This window comes from Ramlibacter sp. P4_H7 (assembly GCF_056400765.1).
In genome coordinates, this window is sequence record NZ_JBFUKP010000007.1 from 48,151 (window position 1) to 69,118 (window position 20,968).

The 20,968-nt window shown below is 70.7% G+C and carries 20 protein-coding genes; 12 read left to right on the forward strand and 8 right to left on the reverse strand.

All coding sequences use genetic code 11. The features are described 5' to 3' along the window. Positions 1-67: 67 nt before the first annotated feature. Genes AC1DSA_RS11765 through AC1DSA_RS11790 form a run of 6 tightly spaced genes read right to left on the reverse strand, consistent with a single transcriptional unit; the run spans position 68 to position 7,539 of the window. Positions 68-1,411: a TolC family outer membrane protein gene (locus tag AC1DSA_RS11765; protein WP_477889267.1), complete on the reverse strand. Its 1,344-nt coding sequence runs from the start codon at positions 1,409-1,411 to the stop codon at positions 68-70. Between the two features lie 48 nt (positions 1,412-1,459). Continuing rightward, positions 1,460-1,798, reverse strand: a complete 339-nt coding sequence (locus tag AC1DSA_RS11770) for a rhodanese-like domain-containing protein (protein ID WP_477889269.1) — start codon at positions 1,796-1,798, stop codon at positions 1,460-1,462. Positions 1,799-1,800: 2 nt separating this feature from the next. Further along, a complete protein-coding gene (locus AC1DSA_RS11775) occupies positions 1,801-2,490 on the reverse strand; it encodes a protein-L-isoaspartate O-methyltransferase family protein (protein ID WP_477889271.1) in 690 nt (229 codons plus the stop codon). Positions 2,491-2,508: 18 nt separating this feature from the next. Beyond that, positions 2,509-5,724 (reverse strand): efflux RND transporter permease subunit, encoded by a 3,216-nt coding sequence (locus AC1DSA_RS11780; RefSeq protein WP_477889273.1) that lies wholly within the window; start codon positions 5,722-5,724, stop codon positions 2,509-2,511. A 1-nt stretch (position 5,725) separates the two neighbouring features. Then, positions 5,726-6,859 (reverse strand): efflux RND transporter periplasmic adaptor subunit, encoded by a 1,134-nt coding sequence (locus AC1DSA_RS11785; protein WP_477889275.1) that lies wholly within the window; start codon positions 6,857-6,859, stop codon positions 5,726-5,728. After that, complete coding sequence (locus tag AC1DSA_RS11790) at positions 6,856-7,539, reverse strand: TetR/AcrR family transcriptional regulator (RefSeq protein ID WP_477889277.1); 684 nt, start codon at positions 7,537-7,539, stop codon at positions 6,856-6,858. The genes AC1DSA_RS11785 and AC1DSA_RS11790 overlap by 4 nt, the downstream gene beginning before the upstream one ends. Before the next feature lie 161 nt (positions 7,540-7,700). On the opposite strand from AC1DSA_RS11790, the gene msrA reads away from it, so the two are divergent. Genes msrA through AC1DSA_RS11810 form a run of 4 tightly spaced genes read left to right on the forward strand, consistent with a single transcriptional unit; the run spans position 7,701 to position 10,640 of the window. Beyond that, on the forward strand, positions 7,701-8,240 hold the full coding sequence (msrA, locus tag AC1DSA_RS11795; protein WP_477889279.1) for a peptide-methionine (S)-S-oxide reductase MsrA: 540 nt from the start codon (positions 7,701-7,703) through the stop codon (positions 8,238-8,240). Then, complete coding sequence (locus AC1DSA_RS11800) at positions 8,237-8,890, forward strand: ABC transporter ATP-binding protein (protein ID WP_477889281.1); 654 nt, start codon at positions 8,237-8,239, stop codon at positions 8,888-8,890. Before msrA ends, AC1DSA_RS11800 begins: the two co-directional genes overlap by 4 nt. Then, a complete protein-coding gene (locus AC1DSA_RS11805) occupies positions 8,887-10,092 on the forward strand; it encodes an ABC transporter permease (protein WP_477889283.1) in 1,206 nt (401 codons plus the stop codon). The genes AC1DSA_RS11800 and AC1DSA_RS11805 overlap by 4 nt, the downstream gene beginning before the upstream one ends. 53 nt (positions 10,093-10,145) lie before the next feature. Next, on the forward strand, positions 10,146-10,640 hold the full coding sequence (locus tag AC1DSA_RS11810; protein WP_477889285.1) for a DUF3299 domain-containing protein: 495 nt from the start codon (positions 10,146-10,148) through the stop codon (positions 10,638-10,640). Here AC1DSA_RS11810 and pdxH read toward each other — a convergent pair whose 3' ends face one another. Then, positions 10,641-11,288, reverse strand: coding sequence for a pyridoxamine 5'-phosphate oxidase (gene pdxH, locus AC1DSA_RS11815; protein WP_477889287.1), 648 nt, complete (start codon positions 11,286-11,288; stop codon positions 10,641-10,643). It abuts the gene before it with no gap. Positions 11,289-11,401: 113 nt separating this feature from the next. On the opposite strand from pdxH, the gene AC1DSA_RS11820 reads away from it, so the two are divergent. From AC1DSA_RS11820 to AC1DSA_RS11830, 3 genes are read left to right on the forward strand one after another with little or no spacing between them, the layout of a single operon-like run. Further along, positions 11,402-11,860, forward strand: a complete 459-nt coding sequence (locus AC1DSA_RS11820; RefSeq protein WP_477889289.1) for a (2Fe-2S)-binding protein — start codon at positions 11,402-11,404, stop codon at positions 11,858-11,860. A gap of 11 nt (positions 11,861-11,871) precedes the next feature. Then, positions 11,872-14,109 carry a xanthine dehydrogenase family protein molybdopterin-binding subunit gene (locus tag AC1DSA_RS11825; RefSeq protein WP_477889291.1) on the forward strand — a complete coding sequence of 746 codons (2,238 nt, stop codon included), beginning with the start codon at positions 11,872-11,874 and terminating at the stop codon, positions 14,107-14,109. Further along, positions 14,109-14,654: a nucleotidyltransferase family protein gene (locus AC1DSA_RS11830; RefSeq protein WP_477889292.1), complete on the forward strand. Its 546-nt coding sequence runs from the start codon at positions 14,109-14,111 to the stop codon at positions 14,652-14,654. The genes AC1DSA_RS11825 and AC1DSA_RS11830 overlap by 1 nt, the downstream gene beginning before the upstream one ends. On the opposite strand, the gene AC1DSA_RS11835 is transcribed toward AC1DSA_RS11830, so the two are convergent. Continuing rightward, entirely contained in the window at positions 14,651-15,214 is a 564-nt protein-coding gene (locus tag AC1DSA_RS11835) for a gamma-glutamylcyclotransferase (RefSeq protein ID WP_477889575.1), read from the reverse strand. The two genes, AC1DSA_RS11830 and AC1DSA_RS11835, sit on opposite strands and share 4 nt — an antisense overlap. Before the next feature lie 156 nt (positions 15,215-15,370). Between AC1DSA_RS11835 and edd the strand changes: the two genes are divergently transcribed. From edd to AC1DSA_RS11860, 5 genes are read left to right on the forward strand one after another with little or no spacing between them, the layout of a single operon-like run. Next, positions 15,371-17,197 (forward strand): phosphogluconate dehydratase, encoded by a 1,827-nt coding sequence (edd, locus tag AC1DSA_RS11840; protein ID WP_477889294.1) that lies wholly within the window; start codon positions 15,371-15,373, stop codon positions 17,195-17,197. Continuing rightward, the gene (gene eda, locus AC1DSA_RS11845; protein ID WP_477889296.1) at positions 17,188-17,841 is read left to right on the forward strand and encodes a bifunctional 4-hydroxy-2-oxoglutarate aldolase/2-dehydro-3-deoxy-phosphogluconate aldolase; all 654 of its coding nucleotides are present in this window, start codon (positions 17,188-17,190) and stop codon (positions 17,839-17,841) included. Before edd ends, eda begins: the two co-directional genes overlap by 10 nt. After that, complete coding sequence (locus AC1DSA_RS11850) at positions 17,838-18,686, forward strand: alpha/beta hydrolase (protein WP_477889298.1); 849 nt, start codon at positions 17,838-17,840, stop codon at positions 18,684-18,686. The genes eda and AC1DSA_RS11850 overlap by 4 nt, the downstream gene beginning before the upstream one ends. A gap of 49 nt (positions 18,687-18,735) precedes the next feature. Beyond that, complete coding sequence (locus AC1DSA_RS11855; RefSeq protein WP_477889300.1) at positions 18,736-20,235, forward strand: sensor histidine kinase; 1,500 nt, start codon at positions 18,736-18,738, stop codon at positions 20,233-20,235. Beyond that, positions 20,232-20,918, forward strand: coding sequence for a response regulator (locus tag AC1DSA_RS11860; RefSeq protein WP_477889302.1), 687 nt, complete (start codon positions 20,232-20,234; stop codon positions 20,916-20,918). Before AC1DSA_RS11855 ends, AC1DSA_RS11860 begins: the two co-directional genes overlap by 4 nt. The last annotated feature ends 50 nt before the right edge of the window (positions 20,919-20,968 follow it).

Here is a 20,968-nt window from a genome sequence, read left to right on the forward strand (position 1 = left end):
CGCCCCCCGGCACCTGGGGCGCGATGGTAGCACCAACTGCGGCGTCGCTGCGCGCGCCGCGCCGCGCTCAGGGCACCAGCAGCGTGTTCAGGCGCACGAGGTCCTCCGCCTGCAGCGTGCCGTTGGCCTGGCGCAGGCGCAGGTGGCCGAGCAGCACGTTGTAGCGGGCCTGCGCGAGGTCGCGCTTGGTCTGGTACAGCTGGCTCTGCGCATTCAGTACGTCGATGTTGATGCGCACCCCGACCTGGTAGCCCAGGCGGTTGGCGTCCAGCGCGCTCTGGCTGGAGGCTTCGGCCGCTTCCAGCGCGCGCACCTGGCCGTAGCCGGACTGCACGCCGAAGAAGGCGGTGCGCACGGCCTGCGCCACCTGGCGGCGCGTGCCTTCCAGGTCCGTGCGGGCCTTGTCTTCCAGGGCCAGGGTCTCGCGGATGCGGTTCTGCGTGGCGAAGCCGGCGAACAGCGGCAGGTTGAAGGCCACTCCGACGGTGCCGGTGGTGACCTTGCTGTCCGCCGCGATGGTGGGACTGGCGCCGATGTTCTTGTTGACGCCGTAGCTGGTGACGAGGTCGAGCGTGGGCTTGTGGCCGGCCTTGGCCTTCTCGGTCTCCAGCTCGGCGACTTCCACGGCCTTCTTCGCCTGCAGGATCGCCGGGCTCGCGTTCTCGGACGCGGCGACCCAGGCATCTGCGTCCACGGGCTGCGCCGGCGGCACAGCGACCGGCGCGTTGATCGGGTTGGGCTGGGTGTCGGTCTTGCCGACCACGGTGTCCAGCGCCAGGCGCTTCACGCGCAGGTCGTTCTCCGCGGCGATTTCCTGCGCGAGGACCAGGTCGTAGCGGGCCTGCGCCTCGCGCGTGTCGGTGATGGTGGAGGTCCCCACCTCGAAGTTGCGCTTGGCCGACGCGAGCTGTTCGGCCGTCGCTGCCTTCTGCGCCCGCACGAAGGCCAGCGTGTCCTGCGCGGCCAGCACGTCGAAGTAGGCCTGCGACACGCGGATCATCAGGTCCTGGCCGGCGGCCACCAGCTGGTACTGGGCCAGGTCCAGCTGGCGTTCGCCCTGCCGGTACGTGGCCAGGTTGGCGGGGCGGTACAGCGGCTGCGAGGCGCTGACGACCCCCTGCTGGTTGGTGAAGGTGCGGTCGGTGGTGAAGCCGGGCTGGTTGGACGAAGGGCCGACGTCGGTGACCACGTTGCTGCGGTTGACGCCGGCAGTGATGCCCGCCTGCGGCAGGATCCCCGCGCGCGCCTGGTTCGCGCGGGCGATGTTGGCGTCGTACTGGTTGCGGGCCGATTGCCAGGTGGCGTCATAGGCCTTCGCGGCCTCGTACAGCTCGAGCAGCCCTTCCGCGCGCGCCGTGCCGTAGAACGCCAGCAGGGTCGCCGCCAGGGGGAGAAGCCGCTTCTTGTTCATTTCCGTCCTTCTCTGGTTCTGCTGCAGTGTGAGGTCCTGGACCGCGCCTCAATAACGAGGAATGTTCGGGTCGCGCTCGCACGACCAGGCCTCGATGCCGCCCGCGATGTTGGCGACGTCCGTGAAGCCTTGCTGCGCCAGGAACATCGCCACCCGCTGGCTGCGGGCGCCATGGTGGCACAGGATGGCGATGGGCCGGTCCTGCGGCAGCTCCGCGAGCCGCGCCGGCACCTGGTTCATCGGGATCGGCACGAAGTCGAAGGCGGGGTCGGCCGGCACGCTGGCGACCTGCACTTCCCACGGTTCGCGCACGTCCAGCAGCACCGGCCGCGCCGCCTGCGCCTGCAGCCAGTCGTTCCAGTCGGCGGGACGGACCTGCGGGATCATGCTCAGAAGTGGAAGCGCGAAGGCTCGGGGAAGTGCGCCAGGCGCGGCGCCAGCGTGTCCCAGGGCTGGGTGGTGGTGTAGGAGGCCTCGCCGGTGCGGGTGACGAAGGTCGCGCGCATCACCGGCTCGCCGCCGACGATGGCCGCCAGCCGGCCGCCCACCTTCAGCTGCGCGAGCAGGGCCTGCGGCACTTCGCTGACCGAACCGGACAGCACGATGACGTCGAACGGGCCTTCCGCGGCGAGCCCCTTGGCGCCGTCGCCCTCGCGCACTTCCGCGTTGCGGATGCCGGCGCGCTGCAGGTTCTCGCGTGCCATGCGGGCGAGCTCGGGGACGATCTCCATGCTGATGACGCGCTGGGCGCGGCTGGCCAGCAGGGCGGCCATGTAGCCCGAGCCGGCGCCGATCTCCAGCACCTTCTCGTGCGCCTTGGGGGCGGCATCCTGCAGCAGGCGGGCTTCCTGCTTGGGCTCCAGCATGCACCAGCCGTTGCGCAGGGCCTCTTCGGCGTGCGGCAGCAGCGGGACCATCATGTCCGTGAAGGCCAGCGCCTTGTGCGCGATGGGCACGAAGTCCTCGCGCCTGACGTTCTGCAGCAGGGCGAGCACGTCCAGGTCGAGCACGTCCCAGGGGCGGATCTGCTGCTCGATCATGTTGAAGCGGGCGCGTTCGGTGTCGATCGGGGCGTTCATGGGTTTTCTTTCAGGCGGTCAGGACAAACCGCCCATTTTAGAAGCGGGCACGGCCGCGGCCCCGGCACCCCCCGCCGCCGGGCGGCGGCGGCGCTTGAACCATTGCGCCAGGTCATCGAGGTAGCAGTAGACGACGGGCACCACGACCAGGGTGAGCAGGGAGGAGGTGATGACCCCGCCGATCACCGCCTGGCCCATGGGCGCGCGCTGCTCGGAGCCCTCGGTCAGCGCGAAGGCCAGCGGCACCATGCCGAACACCATCGCCAGCGTCGTCATCAGGATGGGACGCAGCCGCACGCGCGCGGCCTGCAGCAGGGCGGCGGAGCGGTCCATGCCCTGTTCGCGCATCCGGATCGCGAAGTCCACCAGCAGGATGGCGTTCTTGGTCACCAGGCCCATCAGCATGACGATGCCGATCACCGAGAACATCGACAGCGTGGAGCGGAACATCATCAGCGCCAGCACCACCCCGATCAGCGTGAGCGGCAGCGAGGTCATCAGCGCCAGCGGCTGCAGGAAGCTCTTGAACTGGCTGGCCAGGATCATGTAGATGAAGATCACCGCCATCGCCAGCGCGGACACCGCGTAGCCGAAGGACTCCTTCATGTTCTTGGTCGAGCCGCTGAACTGGTAGCGGTAGCCGGGCGGGAACTGGATGGTCTCCAGCCGGGCGCGGATGTCGTTGGAGACATCGCCCGCGGACCGTCCCTGCGTGTTGGCGTTGACCGCCACCTCGCGGGTCAGGTCGCGCCGGTTGATCTGGTTGGGCCCGGTGCCTTCGCTCACGCCCGCCACCTGGTTCAGGCGGACGATGCGGGCGCTGCCGTCGGCGTTGCTGCCGGTGGCGAACGGCAGGCGCTCCAGGTCGGCCGGGGCGTTGCGCGCGTCGGGGGCCAGCCGCACGTTGACGTCGTAGGTCTGGTCGTCGGGCGCGCGCCAGTTGCCCACGGTCTGGCCGGCGACCAGCGTGCGCAACGAGCCGGCGATCTGCGCGATCGACAGCCCGAGGTCGGAGGCCGCATCGCGCCGCACCTGGATCGCGATGGTGGGCTTGTCGGGCTTGACGCTGGAGTCCAGGTCGACCAGTCCGGGGATGCCGCGCACGCGCTCCATCACCAGCGCAGACAGCCGCTCCAGTTCCTTCAGGTCCGGGCCCTGCAGCGAGAACTCGACCTGCTTGTTGCCGCCCACGGCGTCCAGCAGCCCGGCGTGCGTGACCGTGATGCCGGGCACCTGCTTCAGGCGCTCGCGCAGGATGCCCGCCATCTGGTCCACGCTGCGGCTGCGCTGCTTGCGATCCACCAGGCGCACGTAGACCGACGCGTAGATCTTGCCCGCCTGCGCGCCGGTGTTGATCGTCGCCAGCGTGTACTTCACCTCGGGAAACTCGCGGATGATGGCCTCGACCTGCTGCGCCTTCGCCTCGGTGAGCTCCAGGGAGGAACCGACCGGCGTGTAGAAGCTCACGCTGGTCTCCGAGTAGTCCGCCTTGGGCACGAACTCGGTCCCCAGCAGCGGCACCATCGCGATGCTCACGATGAAGATGACGACGGCGCCGATGACGGTGGCGAGCTTGTGCCCCAGCGACCAGCGCAGGATGGCCTGGTAGGCCTCGGCCAGGCGCTCGGTCGCGCGATCGAACCAGCCGGTCACGCGGCCGACACTGCGGTCGTACAGGGTGAGCCGGCCCTTGGGCTTGCCGTGCGCCTCGATCTCCGGGTCGTGCCAGACGGAGGACAGCATCGGGTCCAGCGTGAAGCTCACGAACATCGAGATCAGCACGGCGGCGACGATGGTCACGCCGAACTCGTGGAAGAACTTGCCGATGATGCCGCCCATGAAGCCGATGGGCAGGAACACGGCGACGATGGAGAAGGTGGTCGCCAGCACGGCCAGGCCGATCTCCTGCGTGCCGTCCATGGCGGCCTGGAACGGCGGCTTGCCCATCTGCACGTGGCGCACGATGTTCTCGCGCACCACGATCGCGTCGTCGATCAGCAGGCCCACGCACAGCGACAGGGCCATCAGCGTCACCATGTTGATGGAGAAGCCGAAGGCATACATGAACAGGAAGGTGCCGATCAGCGCGATCGGCAGCGTGAGGCCGGTGATCACCGTGGAGCGCCACGAGTTGAGGAACAGGAACACGATCAGCACGGTGAGCATCGCGCCCTCGAGCAGGGTGCGCCGCACGTTCTCCACCGAGACGCGGATGGGCCGCGAGGCGTCCGCCACCTGCTCCAGCTTCAGGCCGGGGGGCAGCTGCGCCTGCATCTCCTGGACCGCCGCCTTCAGGCCGTCGGTGACCTCGATGGTGTTCTCGTCCTGCGCCTTCTGCACCTGCAGCAGCAGCGTGCGCCGGCCGTTGTAGAGGGCGAGGCTTTCCACTTCCTGGCCGCCGTCGGACACGGTGGCGACCTGGTCCACGCGCACCGGCGCGCCCCCGCCGGCTTGACCGGCGGCTCCTGATCCTTTGCGCGCGACGATGATCCGTCCGAAATCCTCCGGCCGCTTCATGCGCGCATCGATCTGCACCACGCGTTCCTGCGAAGCGGAGCGGATCGCACCGACCGGCAGGTCCTGGTTTTCGCTGCGCACGGCGTTCACCACCTGGTCCGCCGTGATGCCCAGCGCTTCCATCGCCGGCGGATTCAAGTACACGTTGATCTCGCGCCGCGTGCCGCCCACCAGCGTCACCGAACCGACGCCGCGCACGTTCTCCAGCCGCTTCTTGAGCACCTGGTCGGCCCAGTTGGTGAGCTCCACGGCCGACAGCGGCCGGGTTCCCTTGCTGGCGTCGGGCAGCACCGCCAGCGACCAGATCGGCCGGCTCGCGGGGTCGAAGCGCAGCACCCGCGGCTCCTTCACCTCGTCACGGAAGGTCGGGCGGACGGCGGCGATCTTCTCGCGCACGTCCTCGGCCGCCTTTCGGCCGTCGACGTACAGCTGGAATTCGATCACGACGAGCGACAGGCTCTCGTAGCTGCGCGAGGTGAGGGCGTTGATGCCGGCGATGGAGTTCACCGCCTCCTCGACCTTCTTGCTGACCTCGCTCTCCACGATCTCGGGCGAGGCGCCCGGGTACTCGGTCTGCACCACCACCACCGGGAAGTCGATGTTGGGGAACTGGTCGACGTTCAGCCGCTGGTAGGAGAACAGGCCCAGCACGACGATGGCGAGCATCACCATCGTGGCGAATACGGGGTTCTTCAGGCTGACGCGGGTGAACCACATGTCAGGGACTCGGCGGCTTGGTGAACTTCACGGCCGTGCCTTCGCGCAGCGGTCCCACGTGGCCGCGGACCACCACGGCGCCCGCCTGCACGCCGGTCACCCCGACCCAGCTGTCCTTGTCGGCTTCGCCGCGCGCACCGGTCGCCACCCCCTTGTGCGCGATCTTGTTGTCCTCGACGACCTGCACGTAGGGCGCGGGCTTGTCGGTGCGCACCGCGGACAGCGGCACCGCCAGCGACGACGCGCGGCCGATGGCCAACGTGCCCTGGGCGAACAGGCCCTGCCGCAGGCCGGTGGGGTCCACCACGGCCAGGTAGCCCAGCACGCTGCGGCTGCCCGCCTGGGCACTCGGGTTGATCCGCACGACGCGCGCCGTCACCGGCCGCGCACTGCCTTCGACCTGCAGCTGCGCCAGCTGGCCCACCTGCACGGCCACGGAATCGGCCGCGCTGAGCGTCGCTTCCAGTTCCAGGCGGCTCAGGTCGACGATCTCGATGACGCGGCCGTCCACCGGCACCCGCTCGCCCGGCTGCGCGAGGCGCTGCGACACGATGCCGGAGATCGGCGCGCGCAGCACCGTGTCCTCCATGCCCTTGGCGGCCAGGTCCACCGCAGCCAGCGCCGCCTTGTGGTTGGACTGCGCCGCGGCCAGGTTGTTGGCCGACGTGTCCAGCGCGGAACGCGAGATGAAGCCCTGGTCGACCAGCGCCTTGTTGTTGCTGAACTGCCGCTCGGCGATGTCGATCTGCGCCCGGGCTGCATCGGCCTGCTCGCGCGCCTGCTTCAGCCGTGCCTGCATCTCGGTCGCTTCGATGCGGGCGACGACCTGTCCCGCCTTGACCGGGTCCCCTTCGCGCAGCGCGAGGCCCTGCAGTTCGCCGGGGACGCGCGCCTTGACGTAGGCCGAATCGACGGCCTTCAGCGAGCCGGACACCGGCAGCGCCCGCTGCAGCTCCCGCACCTCCGCCCGCACGAAGTCGCCGGCGGCCAGTTCCACGGTGGGTTGCGCGCGCTGGGTGGCCAGTTGCGCCTCGGCTGCCTGCTGGGCGCGCCGGCCGGAGACCGCGCGCCAGCCGCCGGCCACCACCACCAGCGCGACCAGGGCGACCAGCAGCCACTTCCAGTGCCGCTTCATGCGCCACTCCCGGTCGCGGCGGGCCGCACGCACAGGCCTTGCAGCAGCGTCTCCACCTGCGCGTTCACGTAGCGCTCGGGGTCCAGCGGGTACTCCTGCGGCACGCAGGCACCCAGGGAGTGCTTCATCATGATCAGGAAGATCATCGGCGCGACGATGCTGAACACGGTGTAGTCGAGATCGATGGAGCGGAACTCGCCGCGCTCCACGCCGCGCTGCAGGATCCGCCGCACCAGCTCCGTGCCGGGACGGATCACCTCCTGCTGGTAGAAAGCGGCGAGCTCGGGGAAGTTGCGCGCCTCGCTGATCATCAGCTTGGTGATGCCGGAGGCGCGGGTGGCGCCGATGCGCTCCCACCAGACGCGCATGCAGTAGCGCACCATGTCCGCCGTGGAACCTTCGAAGGTCTCGAACTCCTGCGCCCACTCGGCGAAGCGGCCGGAGATGTTCTCGCGCACGACCGCCTTGAACAGCTCTTCCTTGGTGGGGAAGTAGAGGAACAGGGTGCCCTTGGAAACCCCGGCGCGCGCCGCAACCTCTTCCGAGCGGGTGGCGGCAAAGCCCTTTTCCACGAACAAGTCCAGGGCCGCGTCCAGGAGTTCGCCCGGACGGGCCTCCTTGCGGCGTTCGCGCCGGGCCTGGTGGTCTTCACCGCGGTCGGTGAGCTTGCTGAGGGACATGGAGTGGGGCCTGGAAACGGCCGGAAAATATTACTGACTGACCGGTTAGTAATGTACCCGTCGGCGGCCGCCGGCGTCAAGGCAGCCCGGCCGTGGCGCCCCCGCAGGCGCGGCCAGCCCGCGCGCCGGAGCGACTAAAGTCGGGGCTGATGGAGAAAGCCATGAGCGACCTGCAAACCATCGTCCTGGGCGGCGGCTGCTTCTGGTGCACCGAGGCGGTGTACAAGGAAGTGCGCGGCGTGACGGACGTCGAATCCGGCTACAGCAACGGCGAGACCGAGCGTCCCAGCTACGAGCAGGTCTGCACGGGCCGCACCGGCCACAACGAGGTGGTGAAGCTGACCTACGACCCGGCCCAGGTCAGCACGCGCCAGCTGCTGGAGATCTTCTTCGTGGTCCACGACCCGACGCAGATGAACCGGCAGGGCAACGATGTCGGCACGCAGTACCGCAGCGGCATCTACTACACGACGCCGGAGCAGAAAGAGGTTGCCGACGACCTGCTGAGGCAGATCGGCCAGGACAAGCTGTTCGGCCGCCCCGTGGTGACCGAGGTGCTGCCCATGGCCAACTACTGGCCGGCGGAGGACTACCACCAGGACTTCTTCGAGAAGAACCCGACGCAGGGCTATTGCCTGGCCGTCGCGGCGCCCAAGGTCGCCAAGTTCCGCAAGACCTTCACGGAACTCACGCGCCGGTGATCCAGACGCGCGGACTCACCTACCGCTACCCGCAAGGCGCGACGCTCTCCTTTCCCGACGTGGAGGTGCCGCAGGGCGGCACGCTGCTGCTGCAGGGGCGCTCCGGCGCCGGCAAGTCCACCTGGCTGGCGCTGGTGGCGGGACTGCTCACGCCGGATGCCGGGCAGCTGCGGGTCGCGGGGCAGGACGTGGCGCAACTGCGCGGCGGCGCGCGCGATCGCTGGCGCGGCCGCACCATCGGCTTCCTGCCGCAGCAACTGCACCTGAGCGACGCCCTCCCGGTCGATCGCAACCTGGCCCTGGCGTTCTTCGCCGCGGGACTGCCGGAAGACCCGGCGCGCGTCCGGTCGGTGCTCGATGCCCTCGGCGTCGCTGACCTCGCGCACCGGCTGCCCGGGCGACTCTCCGGTGGCCAGGCGCAGCGCGTGGCGCTGGCGCGCGCGGTCCTGCTGCAGCCCCGGGTGCTGCTGGCCGACGAGCCGACCGCGAGCCTGGACGATGAGGCCGCGGCGGCCGCGCTCGCGCTGCTGCGCGAAGCGGCGGCGGCTTGCGGCGCGACGCTGGTCGTCGCGACCCACGATGCGCGCGTGCGCGCAGTGCTGCTCGGTGTGCAGGTGCTGTCGCTCGCGCCGCAGGAGGCCGCGGCATGAAACTGCTGGCGCTCGCCTTCCGCTATCTCTGGGCGCGGCCGCTCGCGACCGTGCTGAACCTGGTGCTGCTGACGCTGGGGCTGGCGTCGATCACCTTCGTGCTGCTGGTCACGGGGCAGCTGGATCGCTCGTTCCAGCGCGACCTCGCGGGCATCGACCTGGTGGTCGGCGCCAAGGGCAGCCCCATGCAGCTGATCCTGTCGGGCGTGTTCCACATCGACGTGCCGCCGGGCAACATCAAGCTGGCGGACGTGCAGGCGCTGGCGCGGCATCCGCAGGTCGCGCAGGTCATTCCCCTCAGCCTGGGGGACAGCTTCGGCGGCTTCCGCATCGTCGGCACCACGCCCGACTACCTGGCGCATTACCAGTTGCAACTCTTGCAGGGGCGCGTCTGGTCGAGGCCGATGGAGACGGTGATGGGGGCGCAGGTGGCGCAAGCCGCCGGCCTGAAGCCCGGCGCAAGTTTCGTCGGCGGCCACGGGCTCGGCGCGGGCGGCCGGTCGCACGGCGACGCGCCGTACCAGGTCACCGGTGTGCTCGCGCCCTGCGGCTGCGTGGTCGACCGCCTGATCCTCACGTCCACCGAATCGGTGTGGCACGTGCACGAGGCGCACCCCGCCGGCGGCAAGGAGGAAGACCACTCCGATGGCGACGCCGATCGCGAGGTCACGATGGCGCTGGTGCGCTACCGCACGCCGCTGGCGGCCGCCGCGTTCCCGCGCTACGTGAACAGCCAGACGCCGATGCAGGCCGCCGCGCCCGCGATCGAGGTCACCCGGTTGCTGCGCATGCTGGGGGTGGGCAGCGAGGTGCTGCAGGGCGTGGGCGCGGTGCTGTTGCTGACCGCGGCGCTTTCGGTGTTCATCGCGCTGTGGAGCGCCGTGCGCGAGCGGCGCGCCGACCTCGCCATGCTGCGGATGCTGGGCGCGTCCCCCGCCAAGGTCAGCGCGCTGCTGCTGGCCGAAGGCCTGTGGCTGGCGGTGCTGGCCAGCGTGCTCGGCCTGGCGCTGGGCCACGGCCTCGCTGCGCTGGTGGGCGCGATCCTGCAGGCGCAGCAGTCGCTGCCGGTGTCGGGCGCGGTGTGGATGCCGGCGGAGGCCTGGGTCCCGGCCGTGGCGGTGCTGACGGCAGGCGCCGCGGCGCTGATCCCGGCGATCAGCGCCTACCGCGTCGACGTGGCGCAGCTGCTGCAGCGGGGATAGACTTGCTGACGACTGCCTGCCGCCAACGCGCGCGGGCCCAAGGAACCACCGCCATGAAGATCGCCGCCCTCGTCCTCGCTTCCACCCTCGCCGCCGGTGCGGCCTGGGCCCAGCTGTCGACGCCGCTGCCGCAGGGCACGGGGCCGGGCGTGCACAGTCCCAACAGCCCGTTCGCGCCGCTGCCGCAGCGCACCGATGTCGTGTCCTGGGAGGTGCTCACCGCCGTGCAGACCCGGACCGAGAAGAACAAGCTGCTGCCCGTGTTCACCAAGGAGCAGCTCGCGCTGGGCCAGAAGCTCCAGCGCGTGCAGGGCTTCATGATGCCCCTGGAACCCGGCGAACGGCAGACGCACTTCCTGCTCAGCTCGGTTCCGCTCACCTGCCAGTTCTGCACGCCCGGCGGCCCGGAGAGCATGGTGGAAGTGAAGACGAAGACGCCGGTCAAGTACACGCTCGACCCGGTGACCGTCGAGGGCCGCTTCGCGACGCTGACGGATGACGAGTACGGCCTGTACTACCGCGTCACCGAGGCCGTCGCGGTCAAGTGATCAGGGCGCGAGCCGCTCGCGCACCCAGGAGTCGCCCGCGAGCCGGTAGCGCAGCCGGTCGTGCAGCCGGCTCTTGCGCCCCTGCCAGAACTGCCATTGGTCCGGCACCAGCCGGTAGCCGCCCCAGTGCGGCGGCCGCGGCGGGCTGAGCAGGAACTGCGCGCCGTACTTCGCCGCATTGCTCACCAGCACGCCGCGCCCCGGGATCACCTGGCTTTGCGGGCTCGCCCACGCGCCGATGCGCGAATCGAGCGGCCGGGTCGCGTAGTACGCGTCGCTCTCCTCGGCGCTGGTCTTCTCCACCCGACCTTCGATGCGCACCACCCGCTCCAGCTCGACCCAGTGGAACTGCAGGGCGGCGTAGGGATTGCCGGCCAGCTCCTGGCCCTTGCGGCTTTCGTAGTTGGTGTACCAGACGATGCCGCGTTCGTCGTAGCCCTTGACCAGCACGACGCGGGTGCTGGGGCGCAGGTCGCCCGCCACCGTGGCCAGCGTCATGGCGTTCGGCTCGGGGATCTCGGACGTGATCGCTTCGGTGAACCACTGGTGGAACTGCTTCAGCGGATCGGCGTGCGAGGCGTCCTCGCTCAGTTCGGCGCGTTCGTAGCTCTTGCGCAGTTCGGCGATGCGGTGGACAGGGCTGCTCATGGAACTCGTACTGGGGACAGGGCCATTGTCGCATCCGTTCCGGCGGTGCTCATCGCCAGCTCAGAATCCGCCGCGTACAGTCGCGGACGCGGCGACACACCGAAGGAAGCACGATGGCCACGTTGAACGTCAATGGCAAGGACCTCACGGTCGATGCCGATCCCTCCACCCCGATCCTCTGGGCCCTGCGCGACACGCTGGGCATGACCGGCACCAAGTTCGGCTGCGGCGCGGCGCTGTGCGGCGCCTGCACCGTGCACCTCGACGGCCAGGCCATCCGCAGCTGCGTCACGCCGGTGTCGGCAGCCGCCGGCAAGAAGATCACCACCATCGAAGGGGTTGCCGCCGACCGCGTCGGCCAGGCCGTGCAGGCGGCCTGGGTCAAGCACGACGTGGCCCAGTGCGGCTATTGCCAGAGCGGCCAGGTCATGAGCGCCACCGCGCTGCTGCAGGCCAAGAAGCGACCGAGCGACGCGGACATCGATGCCGCCATGGCCGGCAACATCTGCCGCTGCGGCACCTACGCCCGGGTGCGCGCGGCGATCCACGACGCGGCGCGCACGCTCGCCTGAAGGAGGACGCCATGCATTTCGAACCCACCACCTTCGAGTTGCCCAAGGTCCTGCAGGGCCTGTTGCCGCAACCTGCAGCGCCTGAAGAGGGCATGGCCCGCCGGACCTTCCTGAAGCTGGCCGGCGCCACAGGCTTCGCGCTGGGCGCCTTCCCGCTGGCGGCCACCGCGCAGCAGAACGGCCCGCAGGCCGAGGGCCTCAAGCCCACGCAGATGCCGGCGGCCTTCGTGCAGATCGCTCCCGACGGCACCGTCACCGTCACCATCAACCGGCTGGACTTCGGCCAGGGCGTGCAGACCGGACTGCCCATGCTGCTGGCCGAGGAACTGGACGCCGACTGGTCCAAGGTGAAGAGCGTGCACGGCAATGCCGATCCGGCGTACGTGGACCCGGCCTTCGGCATGCACCTGACCGGCGGCTCCAACTCCATCAAGAACTCCTGGCTGCAGTACCGCGAACTCGGGGCCCGCACGCGGGCCATGCTGGTGGCGGCGGCCGCGACGCAATGGAAAACGGACGCTGCCACGCTGCGCACCGAGCGGGGCTTCGTGCTCGGCCCGGCAGGGCGCAAGCTCGGCTACGGCGAACTGGCCGAGGCGGCGATGAAGCAGCCGGTGCCGCAACAGGTCACGCTGAAGGATGCGAAGCAGTTCCGCCTGATCGGCAAGCCCACCGGACGGCTCGACGCACGCGCCAAGTCCAGCGGCGGCCAGGGCTACGGCATCGATGTGCGCCTGCCCGGCATGCTCACCGCGGTGGTGGCGCACCCGCCCGTGTTCGGCGCCAAGCCCAGGTCCGTCGACGACACGGCCGCCAAGGCCATCCGCGGCGTGAAGGCCGTGCTGCGCATCCCCCTTGACCGCGGCGGCGAGGGTGTCGCCGTGGTCGCGGACGGCTACTGGCCGGCCAAGCAGGGGCGCGATGCGCTCAAGCTCGAATGGGACACGGCCGGCGTGGAGAAGGCCGACAGCGAGCGGCTGCTGGCCAGCTACCGCGAACTCGCCCGCAAGACCGGGGCCGTGAAGTACGACGCCGACGTCTCGCGCCTGGCATCCGCGCCGCACCGGATCAGCGCGGAGTTCGTGTTCCCCTACCTGGCGCATGCGCCGATGGAGCCGCTGAACTGCACGGTGGCCTTCAGCGGCAGCGCGGCCGAACTGTGGCTGGGCACGCAGATGCCGGGCCTGGACAGCGTGGCGGCGGCGAAGGTACTGGGCATCTCCCCGGAAGCGGTGCGCATCCACACGCAGATGGCCGGCGGCGGCTTCGGCCGGCGCGCCATTCCCACCAGCGACTACGTGGTGGAGGCCTGCCAGGTGGCGCGGGCCGCGCGCGCGGCCGGCCTGAACGCGCCGGTGCGCACGCTGTGGAGCCGCGAGGACGATGTCAAGGGCGGCTACTACCGGCCGCTGCACGTGCACCGCGCCGAGATCGGCTTCGACGCGAAGGGCAACATCCTCGCGTGGGACCACGTGATCGTCGGCCAGTCCATCCTCAAGGGCTCGCCCTTCGAGGACTTCATGGTGAAGGACGGCATCGACGAGACCATGGTGGAGGGCATGAAGGAGCCCTACCAGGTGCCGATGCGCCTGTCCGTGCACCATCCGCAGGTCAACGTGCCGGTGCTGTGGTGGCGCAGCGTGGGCTCGACGCACACCGCCTACGCCATGGAGACCTTGCTCGACGAGGTGGCGCGCGCCACGTCGCAGGACCCGGTGGCCTACCGCCTCAAGCTGATGGGCGACAAGCACCCGCGCCACAAGGCGGCCCTGCAGCTGGCCGTGGACCGGTCCGGCTATGGCAAGCGCCAGCTCGCGGCCGGTCGCGCCTGGGGCGTGGCGGTGCACGAGTCCTTCCAGTCGGTGGTGGCCTATGTCGTGGAAGCCTCGGTGGAGAAAGGCAAGCCCCGGCTGCACGCCGTGACGGCCGGCGTCCACTGCAACCTGGCGGTGAACCCGCTGTCGGTGGAGGCGCAGGTGCAGGGTGCGGCCCTCATGGGCCTGGGCACCTGCCTGCCGGGCGCGGCCATCACGTTCAAGGACGGCGTGGTGCAGCAAAGCAACTTCGGCGACTACGTGGTCCCCCGCATCACTGACATGCCCCGCATCGCCGTGCACATCGTGCCCAGCGCCGAACCGCCGACCGGCATGGGCGAGCCGGGGCTGCCGCCGCTGGCGCCCGCCTTCGCCAACGCCATTGGCCGCCTGACCGGCAAGACCCCGCGCGAGCTGCCGTTCCCGACGGCGTGATGACGGACCCGTCGCCCGTCGTGCTGGTGCTCGCCTCGGGACGCGGCGAGCGCTTCGTCGCCTCCGGCGGCGCGGGGTCCAAGCTGCAGGCGCTGCTCGCCGGCCAGCCGGTGCTGGAACACACGCTCGCCGCCGTGCGCGCGAGCGGCTTGCCCTACCACGTGGAAGACGCGGGGCATCCCGGCATGGGCGACTCCATCGCGGCCGGCGTGGCGGCGACCGCGGATGCGGCCGGCTGGCTCGTGCTGCCGGGCGACCTGCCGCTGGTGACACCGGCCTCGCTGCGGGCCGTGGCCGATGCGCTGCGCCGCGCTTCGCTGGTGATACCCCTGTACCGCGGCATGCGCGGCCATCCGGTGGGCTTCGCGCACGAGCACGGGAATGACTTGCAGTCGCTGCGGGGCGCGGAAGGGGCGGCGGCGATCGTGCGCGCCTCCAGGCCGCTGGTGCTGGACCTGAACGACGAGGGCATCGTTACCGACATCGACACGCTGGAAGACCTCGTGCGGGCCGAGCGCCTGCTGGCGCAGCGGGCGGGCTCCTAGGCTTTCTCGCGGTCGGCCTGGATCAGCCGCAGCAGCTTCTCGAGGTTGCGGTCGCGGATGTCGTGCCGCCGCAGCTCTTCCAGCGTGCGGTGCGCATAGTCCAGCGTGGTGCCGTAGATGCCCGAGGCGAAGGCGAAGATCGCGCGGTATTCCTCTTCGCTCAGCTCGCCGGTGTGGCTGGGGCTCTTGCGCGACAGCGTGAAGGCCAGGGCGCGCACCGGGCCCTCCGGGGTGTCGGCCGACAGCCACTTGGGGTCGTACACGGCGGTCGCCATCTCGCGCGACCACAGCTTCGTGAGGATGGCCGCGCCGTGTTCCTTGCGCACCCGGAACACCATGCCACGGCAACAGCCGCCGGTGAGCAGGCCGAACACCAGGCCGGGACGTTCCGGGGTGCCGCGGTTGATGCGGCTCCACATCTTGAGGGCGCGGTGCCAGCCATGCACCCGTGCCGGGCGGCGCTCCATGAAATCGAAGTCGGGCCGCCAGATCAGGGAGCCGTAGCCGAAGATCCAGAGATCGTCGTCTCCGCCCCATTCGGCGATGGCTCTCTCGAGCATGGCGGCTGCGTCCCGCCGCGGCTTGGGCACTTCGGTCACGGATGCAACTCTAGCGGAGCGCGCGCCGTCCCGGAAGTTGGTAACCGGTACGTACCCGCCCACCAGCCACAAGCGGTACCAGGCGGGGTAGGATGCACGTAACCGAGTTACATGACCATGAACCTTCACCCCGTGGTGAAGGCCGTGACGCAGCGCATCCGCGCGCGCAGCGGCCCCACCCGCACCGCCTACCTGGCCCGGATCGACGAAGCGGCCGCGCGCGACCGCGGCGCCGACCGGATGGGCTGCGCCAACGTCGCCCACGCCTTTGCCGGCATCCCCGCGAACGACAAGTTCCGGGTGGTCGCCGAGCGCGCGCCCAACATCGGCATCGTCAATGCCTACAACGACATGCTGTCGGCGCATGCGCCTTATGCCGGCTACCCCGCCATCGTCAAGGACGAGGTGCGCAAGCACGGCGGCACGGCGCAGGTGGCCGCCGGCGTGCCGGCGATGTGCGATGGCGTGACGCAAGGCACGGCCGGCATGGAGCTGAGCCTGTTCTCGCGCGACGTGATCGCCATGGCCACCGCCGTGGGCCTGAGCCACGACGTGTTCGACGCGGCGCTGATGCTGGGCATCTGCGACAAGATCGTTCCCGGCCTGCTGATCGGCGCGCTGCACTTCGGCCACCTCCCCACCGTGTTCGTGCCCGGCGGCCCCATGCCGAGCGGCCTGTCCAACAGCGAGAAGGCCAAGGTCCGCGAGCGGGCGGCGCAGGGCCTGGTGGGCCGCGAGGCGCTGCTCGACGCGGAGATGAAGGCGTATCACACGCAGGGCACCTGCACCTTCTACGGCACCGCCAACAGCAACCAGATGCTGCTGGAGGCCATGGGCCTGCACGTTCCGGGCGCCGCCTTCGTGCTGCCGCAGGCCGAACTGCGCGAGGAACTCACGCGCGAAGCCGTGCGCACGGCCCTGGGCATCCTCAAGGGCCGGCGCTTCGCACCGATCGGCCGCGTCGTCGACGAGCGCTGCATCGTCAACGCGATGGCGGCGCTGCTGGCCACCGGCGGCTCCACCAACCACCTGATCCACTGGGTCGCCGTGGCGCGTGCCGCGGGCATCGCGATCGACTGGAACGACTTCGACGAGCTCTCCGGCGTGGTGCCGCTGCTGTCGCGCGTCTATCCCAACGGCACTGCAGACGTGAACCAGTTCCAGGCGGCCGGCGGCCCCGGCTTCGTGATCCGCGAACTGCTGGACGCGGGCCTGATGCACGAGGACGTGCTCACCGTGCGCGAAGGCGGCCTGCGCGAGTACACGCGCGAGCCGGCGCTGCAGGCACAGGGAGATCGCCGGCTCGCGTGGTCCGACATCGGGCCGTCGCGCGATGAGGCCGTGGTGCGTCCCGCGCGGCAGCCCTTCAGCGACACGGGCGGCCTGAAGCTGCTGACCGGCAACCTCGGGCGCAGCGTCATCAAGGTCTCGGCGGTGCCGCAGGACCGCCACGTGATCGAGGCGCCCGCCCGCGTCTTCGACGGCCAGGAGGCCCTGCACGCGGCCTTCCAGGCCGGCGAACTGGACCGCGACGTGGTGTGCGTCGTGCGCTGGCAGGGCCCGCAAGCCAATGGCATGCCCGAGCTGCACAAGCTCACGCCGCCGCTGGCCGTGTTGCAGGGCAAGGGCTTCCGGGTGGCGCTGGTCACCGACGGCCGCATGAGCGGCGCCTCCGGCAAGGTGCCGGCAGCGATCCACGTCTCGCCCGAGGCGGCCACCGGCGGTCCGCTCGCGCTGCTGCGCGACGGCGATGTCGTGCGGCTGGACGCACCGGCGGGAACGCTGGAGGCGCTGGTGGACGCGCAGGAATGGTCGCGGCGCGAGCCCGCGAAGATCACGGACGCGCAGCGTGACGGCAATGGTCACGGCACAGGCCGCGAGCTGTTCGCCGGCATGCGGCGCAATGCACTGGCTGCCGAGGAGGGCGCTTGCACATGGCTTTGAAACCGATCGCGGAGCGGCCGGGCGCCGCCGAGGTGATGCAGGACGCCCCGGTGATCCCGGTGATCGTCCTGAACGACCGGGCCCATGCCGTGCCGCTGGCGCGCGCGCTGGTCGCGGGCGGCATCCGCATGCTGGAGATCACGCTGCGCACGCCGGTGGCGCTGGGCTGCATCGAGGCGATTTCCAAGGAGGTGCCGGAGGCGGTGGTCGGCGCCGGCACGGTGCGCAGCGCCGCCGATGCGCAGGCCGCCGCGTTCGCGGGCGCGCGCTTCGCCGTCAGCCCGGGCTACACGCACGGCGTGGGCAAGGCCTGCCATGACCTGGGCCTGGCCCTGCTGCCCGGCGTCGCGACCGGCAGCGAGATCCTGATGGCGCAGGAGGACGGCTACGACGCGCTGAAGTTCTTCCCGGCGATGCAGGCGGGCGGCGCGCCCATGCTCAAGGCCTGGCACGGCCCCTTCAACGACGTGCGCTTCTGTCCCACCGGTGGCATCACCGCGCAGAACGCGCGTGAATTCCTGGCGCTGCCCAACGTCGCCTGCGTCGGCGGGTCCTGGCTGACGCCGGCCGATGCGCTGGCGGCCGGCGACTGGGCGCGCATCACCCGTCTGGCCGCCGAAGCGGCCGCGCTGCCCCGGACATGAACCGGCTCGCCCGGCTGTGCTGGCTGGGCGCGCTGGGGCTGGCTCTGGCCGCGACGGCGGCGCAGGACGACAGCGCGGCTGCGGCCGCCAACGACCTGCAGGTGCGCGTCGAACGGGACGTCCCTTACGGCGACGACCCGGCGCAGCGCTTCGACGTCTACCGGCCGGGGTCCGCCCGCGGGCCGGTCCTGCTGCTGGTGCACGGCGGGGCCTGGCACACCGGGGACAAGGCGTCGCCCAACTTCGTCCTCGGCAAGGTGCGGTACTGGACGGCGCGCGGCTACGTGGTCGTGTCCACCAACTACCGCATGCTGCCGCAAGCCGATCCGCTGGAACAGGCGCGCGACGTCGCCCGCGCCCTGGCGGCCGTGCAGGCGCGTGCCGCGGCTTGGGGCGCGGATGGGCGACAGGTCGTGCTGCTGGGCCATTCCTCCGGCGGCCACCTGGTGATGCTGCTCAATGCCGCACCCGCCCTCGCGCGCGCCGTGGGCGCGCAGCCCTGGCGCGGCTCGGTGAGCCTGGACAACCCGGTGGTCGACGCACCGGCCTTGATGCGCGCGCACTACGACTTCTATGAAGCTGCGCTGGGCCGCGACCCGCAGTTCTGGGAGCAGTTGTCGCCTCAGCACCTGCTGTCCGCGGAGGCGCCGCCGCTGCTCGCCGTGTGTTCGCGCCGCACGCGGACCTGCCCCGGCGCGCAGGCCCTGCAGCGCAAGGCGCAATCGATGGGAAGGGTGGTGCAGGTCCAGCCCGTGGACCTCTCGCACGCCGGCGTGAGCGACCGGCTCGGGGTCGCCCCGGGTTATTCCGCCTCGGTGGACCACTGGATCCGCTCGATCCTGTAGGGCAAGCTTCCTAACGCAATCCTGATGGGCCCGGTGCTACCCTGCGGGCATGAATGGGGCAGTCGCTTCCGCCGGTCCCTCGAACCGGAAAGCACGCGATGCATGGATCGTGTGCGGGCTGCTCGCGGCGGCGACGGCGGGCAACCTGCTCCTGGACCGCTACGTCAGCGTCACCAGCCAGGCGATGGTCTACGTGCTGGCGGTGGTGGTCACGTCCTACACGCTCGGATGGGTCGCATCGATGTCCTGCGCCATCGCGGCCGTCACGCTGCTCAATTTCCTGTTCATCCCGCCGCGCTTCACGTTCCAGGTGGAGGCGCAGGAAAACCTGTTCGCGCTGTTCACGATGCTTGCGGTCGCCCTCGTCATCAGCCACCTGGGCAGCGCATTGCGGCGCGAAACGGAATCAGCGCGCCTGAACGAACGGCGTGCGCGCCAGCTGCAGGAGCTCGCCACCGACCTGGCGGCTGCCTCCCTGCCGGCGGAAGTCCACCTGCTGGCGCAACGCCATCTGGGCCGCGCCTTTCCCGGTCCCTGCCTGGTGGCGCTGCTCGATGCGCAAGGGGAACTGCACCTGCAACCGCAGCAGGTGCCCGTCTTCCGCGACGGCATGCTGGCCTGCATCCGCGAGGCCGCGACGCTGGGCCCCGGCACCGGACGCTGGCCGGGCCTGAACGCCTGGTACCTGCCGCTGCGCGCGGAGAACCACCCCGGCGGCGCCGCCTGCGTGCAGAACGTGTCCGCGTACGACCACGGTGGCCGGGAGCACGCCCAGGCGATCTGCGCGCAGGCGGGCGAGGCGCTCTGGCGCCTGAAGCTGTCCGCGGCCATGCGCGACGCGCAGGAGCAGTCGCAATGGCACCGTGCGCAAAGCACCTTCCTGGCGGCCATCTCGCACGACTTCCGCACGCCGCTGGCCGCCATCATGGGCGCCGCCTCGTCGCTGCAGACGCAGCGTGACCGGCTGCAGCCGCCCCAGCAGGAACGCCTGCTCGCGACGATCGTGAGCGAGGCGCGGCACCTCGCCACGCTGACCGAGAACACGCTGCAGCTGGTGCGGCTCGACCACGCCGGCGAGCTCCGGACGGATTGGGAGTCGCTGGAGGAAATCGTGGGGTCCGTGCTGGCGCGCGTGCGGGACCGCGACGCGGCGCACCGCATCCAGTCCCGCGTGCCCGCCGGACTGCCGCTGGTCAAGGCCGACCCGGTGCTGCTCGCGCAACTGCTCGAGAACCTGCTGGACAACGCCCTCAAGTACAGCGCGGATGCGATCGAGCTGGAAGTGGCGCTCAAGGGGCGTCGCATGGAAGTGGCCGTGCACGACCGGGGCAACGGCATCCCCACCGGAGAGGAACTGGCCATCTTCGAGCCCTACCATCGCAGCGACCGCTCCGGCCAGCGCGGCGCCGGCCTGGGCCTCGCCGTCTGCCGCGCGATCGCGCGCGCGCATGGCGGCGAACTGTCGCTGCATGCGCGCCCCGGCGGCGGCAGCACCTTCGTGCTGGCGCTTCCGGTGGAGGCCACCCAGCCCGCGACGGAACCCGCATGACCCTGCGCGTGCTGGTGGTCGAAGACGACCAGGCGATCCGCTCCATGCTGCAATCCACGCTCGCGGTGGAAGGCTTCGAGGTGCAGACGGCCGTGTCCGTCAGCGAGGCGCGCGCCCTGCTGCGCAACGCGCCGCCGGACGTGGTCCTGCTGGACCTGGGACTGCCGGACGGCGACGGCAGCGAGCTGGTGCGGGATGCGCATCGGCAAGGGCGGATTCCCGTGCTCGTGGTCTCGGCGCGCCACCAGGAATCCGAGAAGGTGAAGCTGCTGGACGCCGGGGCGGATGATTACCTGACGAAGCCGTTCAGCGTGGGAGAACTGCTGGCCCGCATCCGCGTGGCGATGCGCCACCGCGGAACGGCGCTGGCCCCGGCGCTGACCGTGTACGAGTCCGAGGGCCTGCGCGTGGATCTCGAGGCGCGTTCCGTCGAGGCGAGGGGCGAGGCGGTGCACCTCACCCCCACCGAGTTCAAGCTGCTGGCGCGGCTGGTGCGCAGTGCCGGCAAGGTCGTCACGCACCGGCAGCTGCTGTCGGACGTGTGGGGGCCGGAATTCCTGGCCCACACCCACTACCTGCGCCTCTACATGGGCCAGCTGCGGGCCAAGATCGAAGAGAAGCCGGACGAACCGCGCTACCTGCTCACGGAGACCGGCGTGGGCTATCGGCTCGCCGCGGCCTGAGCCGCGCCCCATATGCTTTCCTAACGTCGCCGGCGGCAGACTGCGGTCTC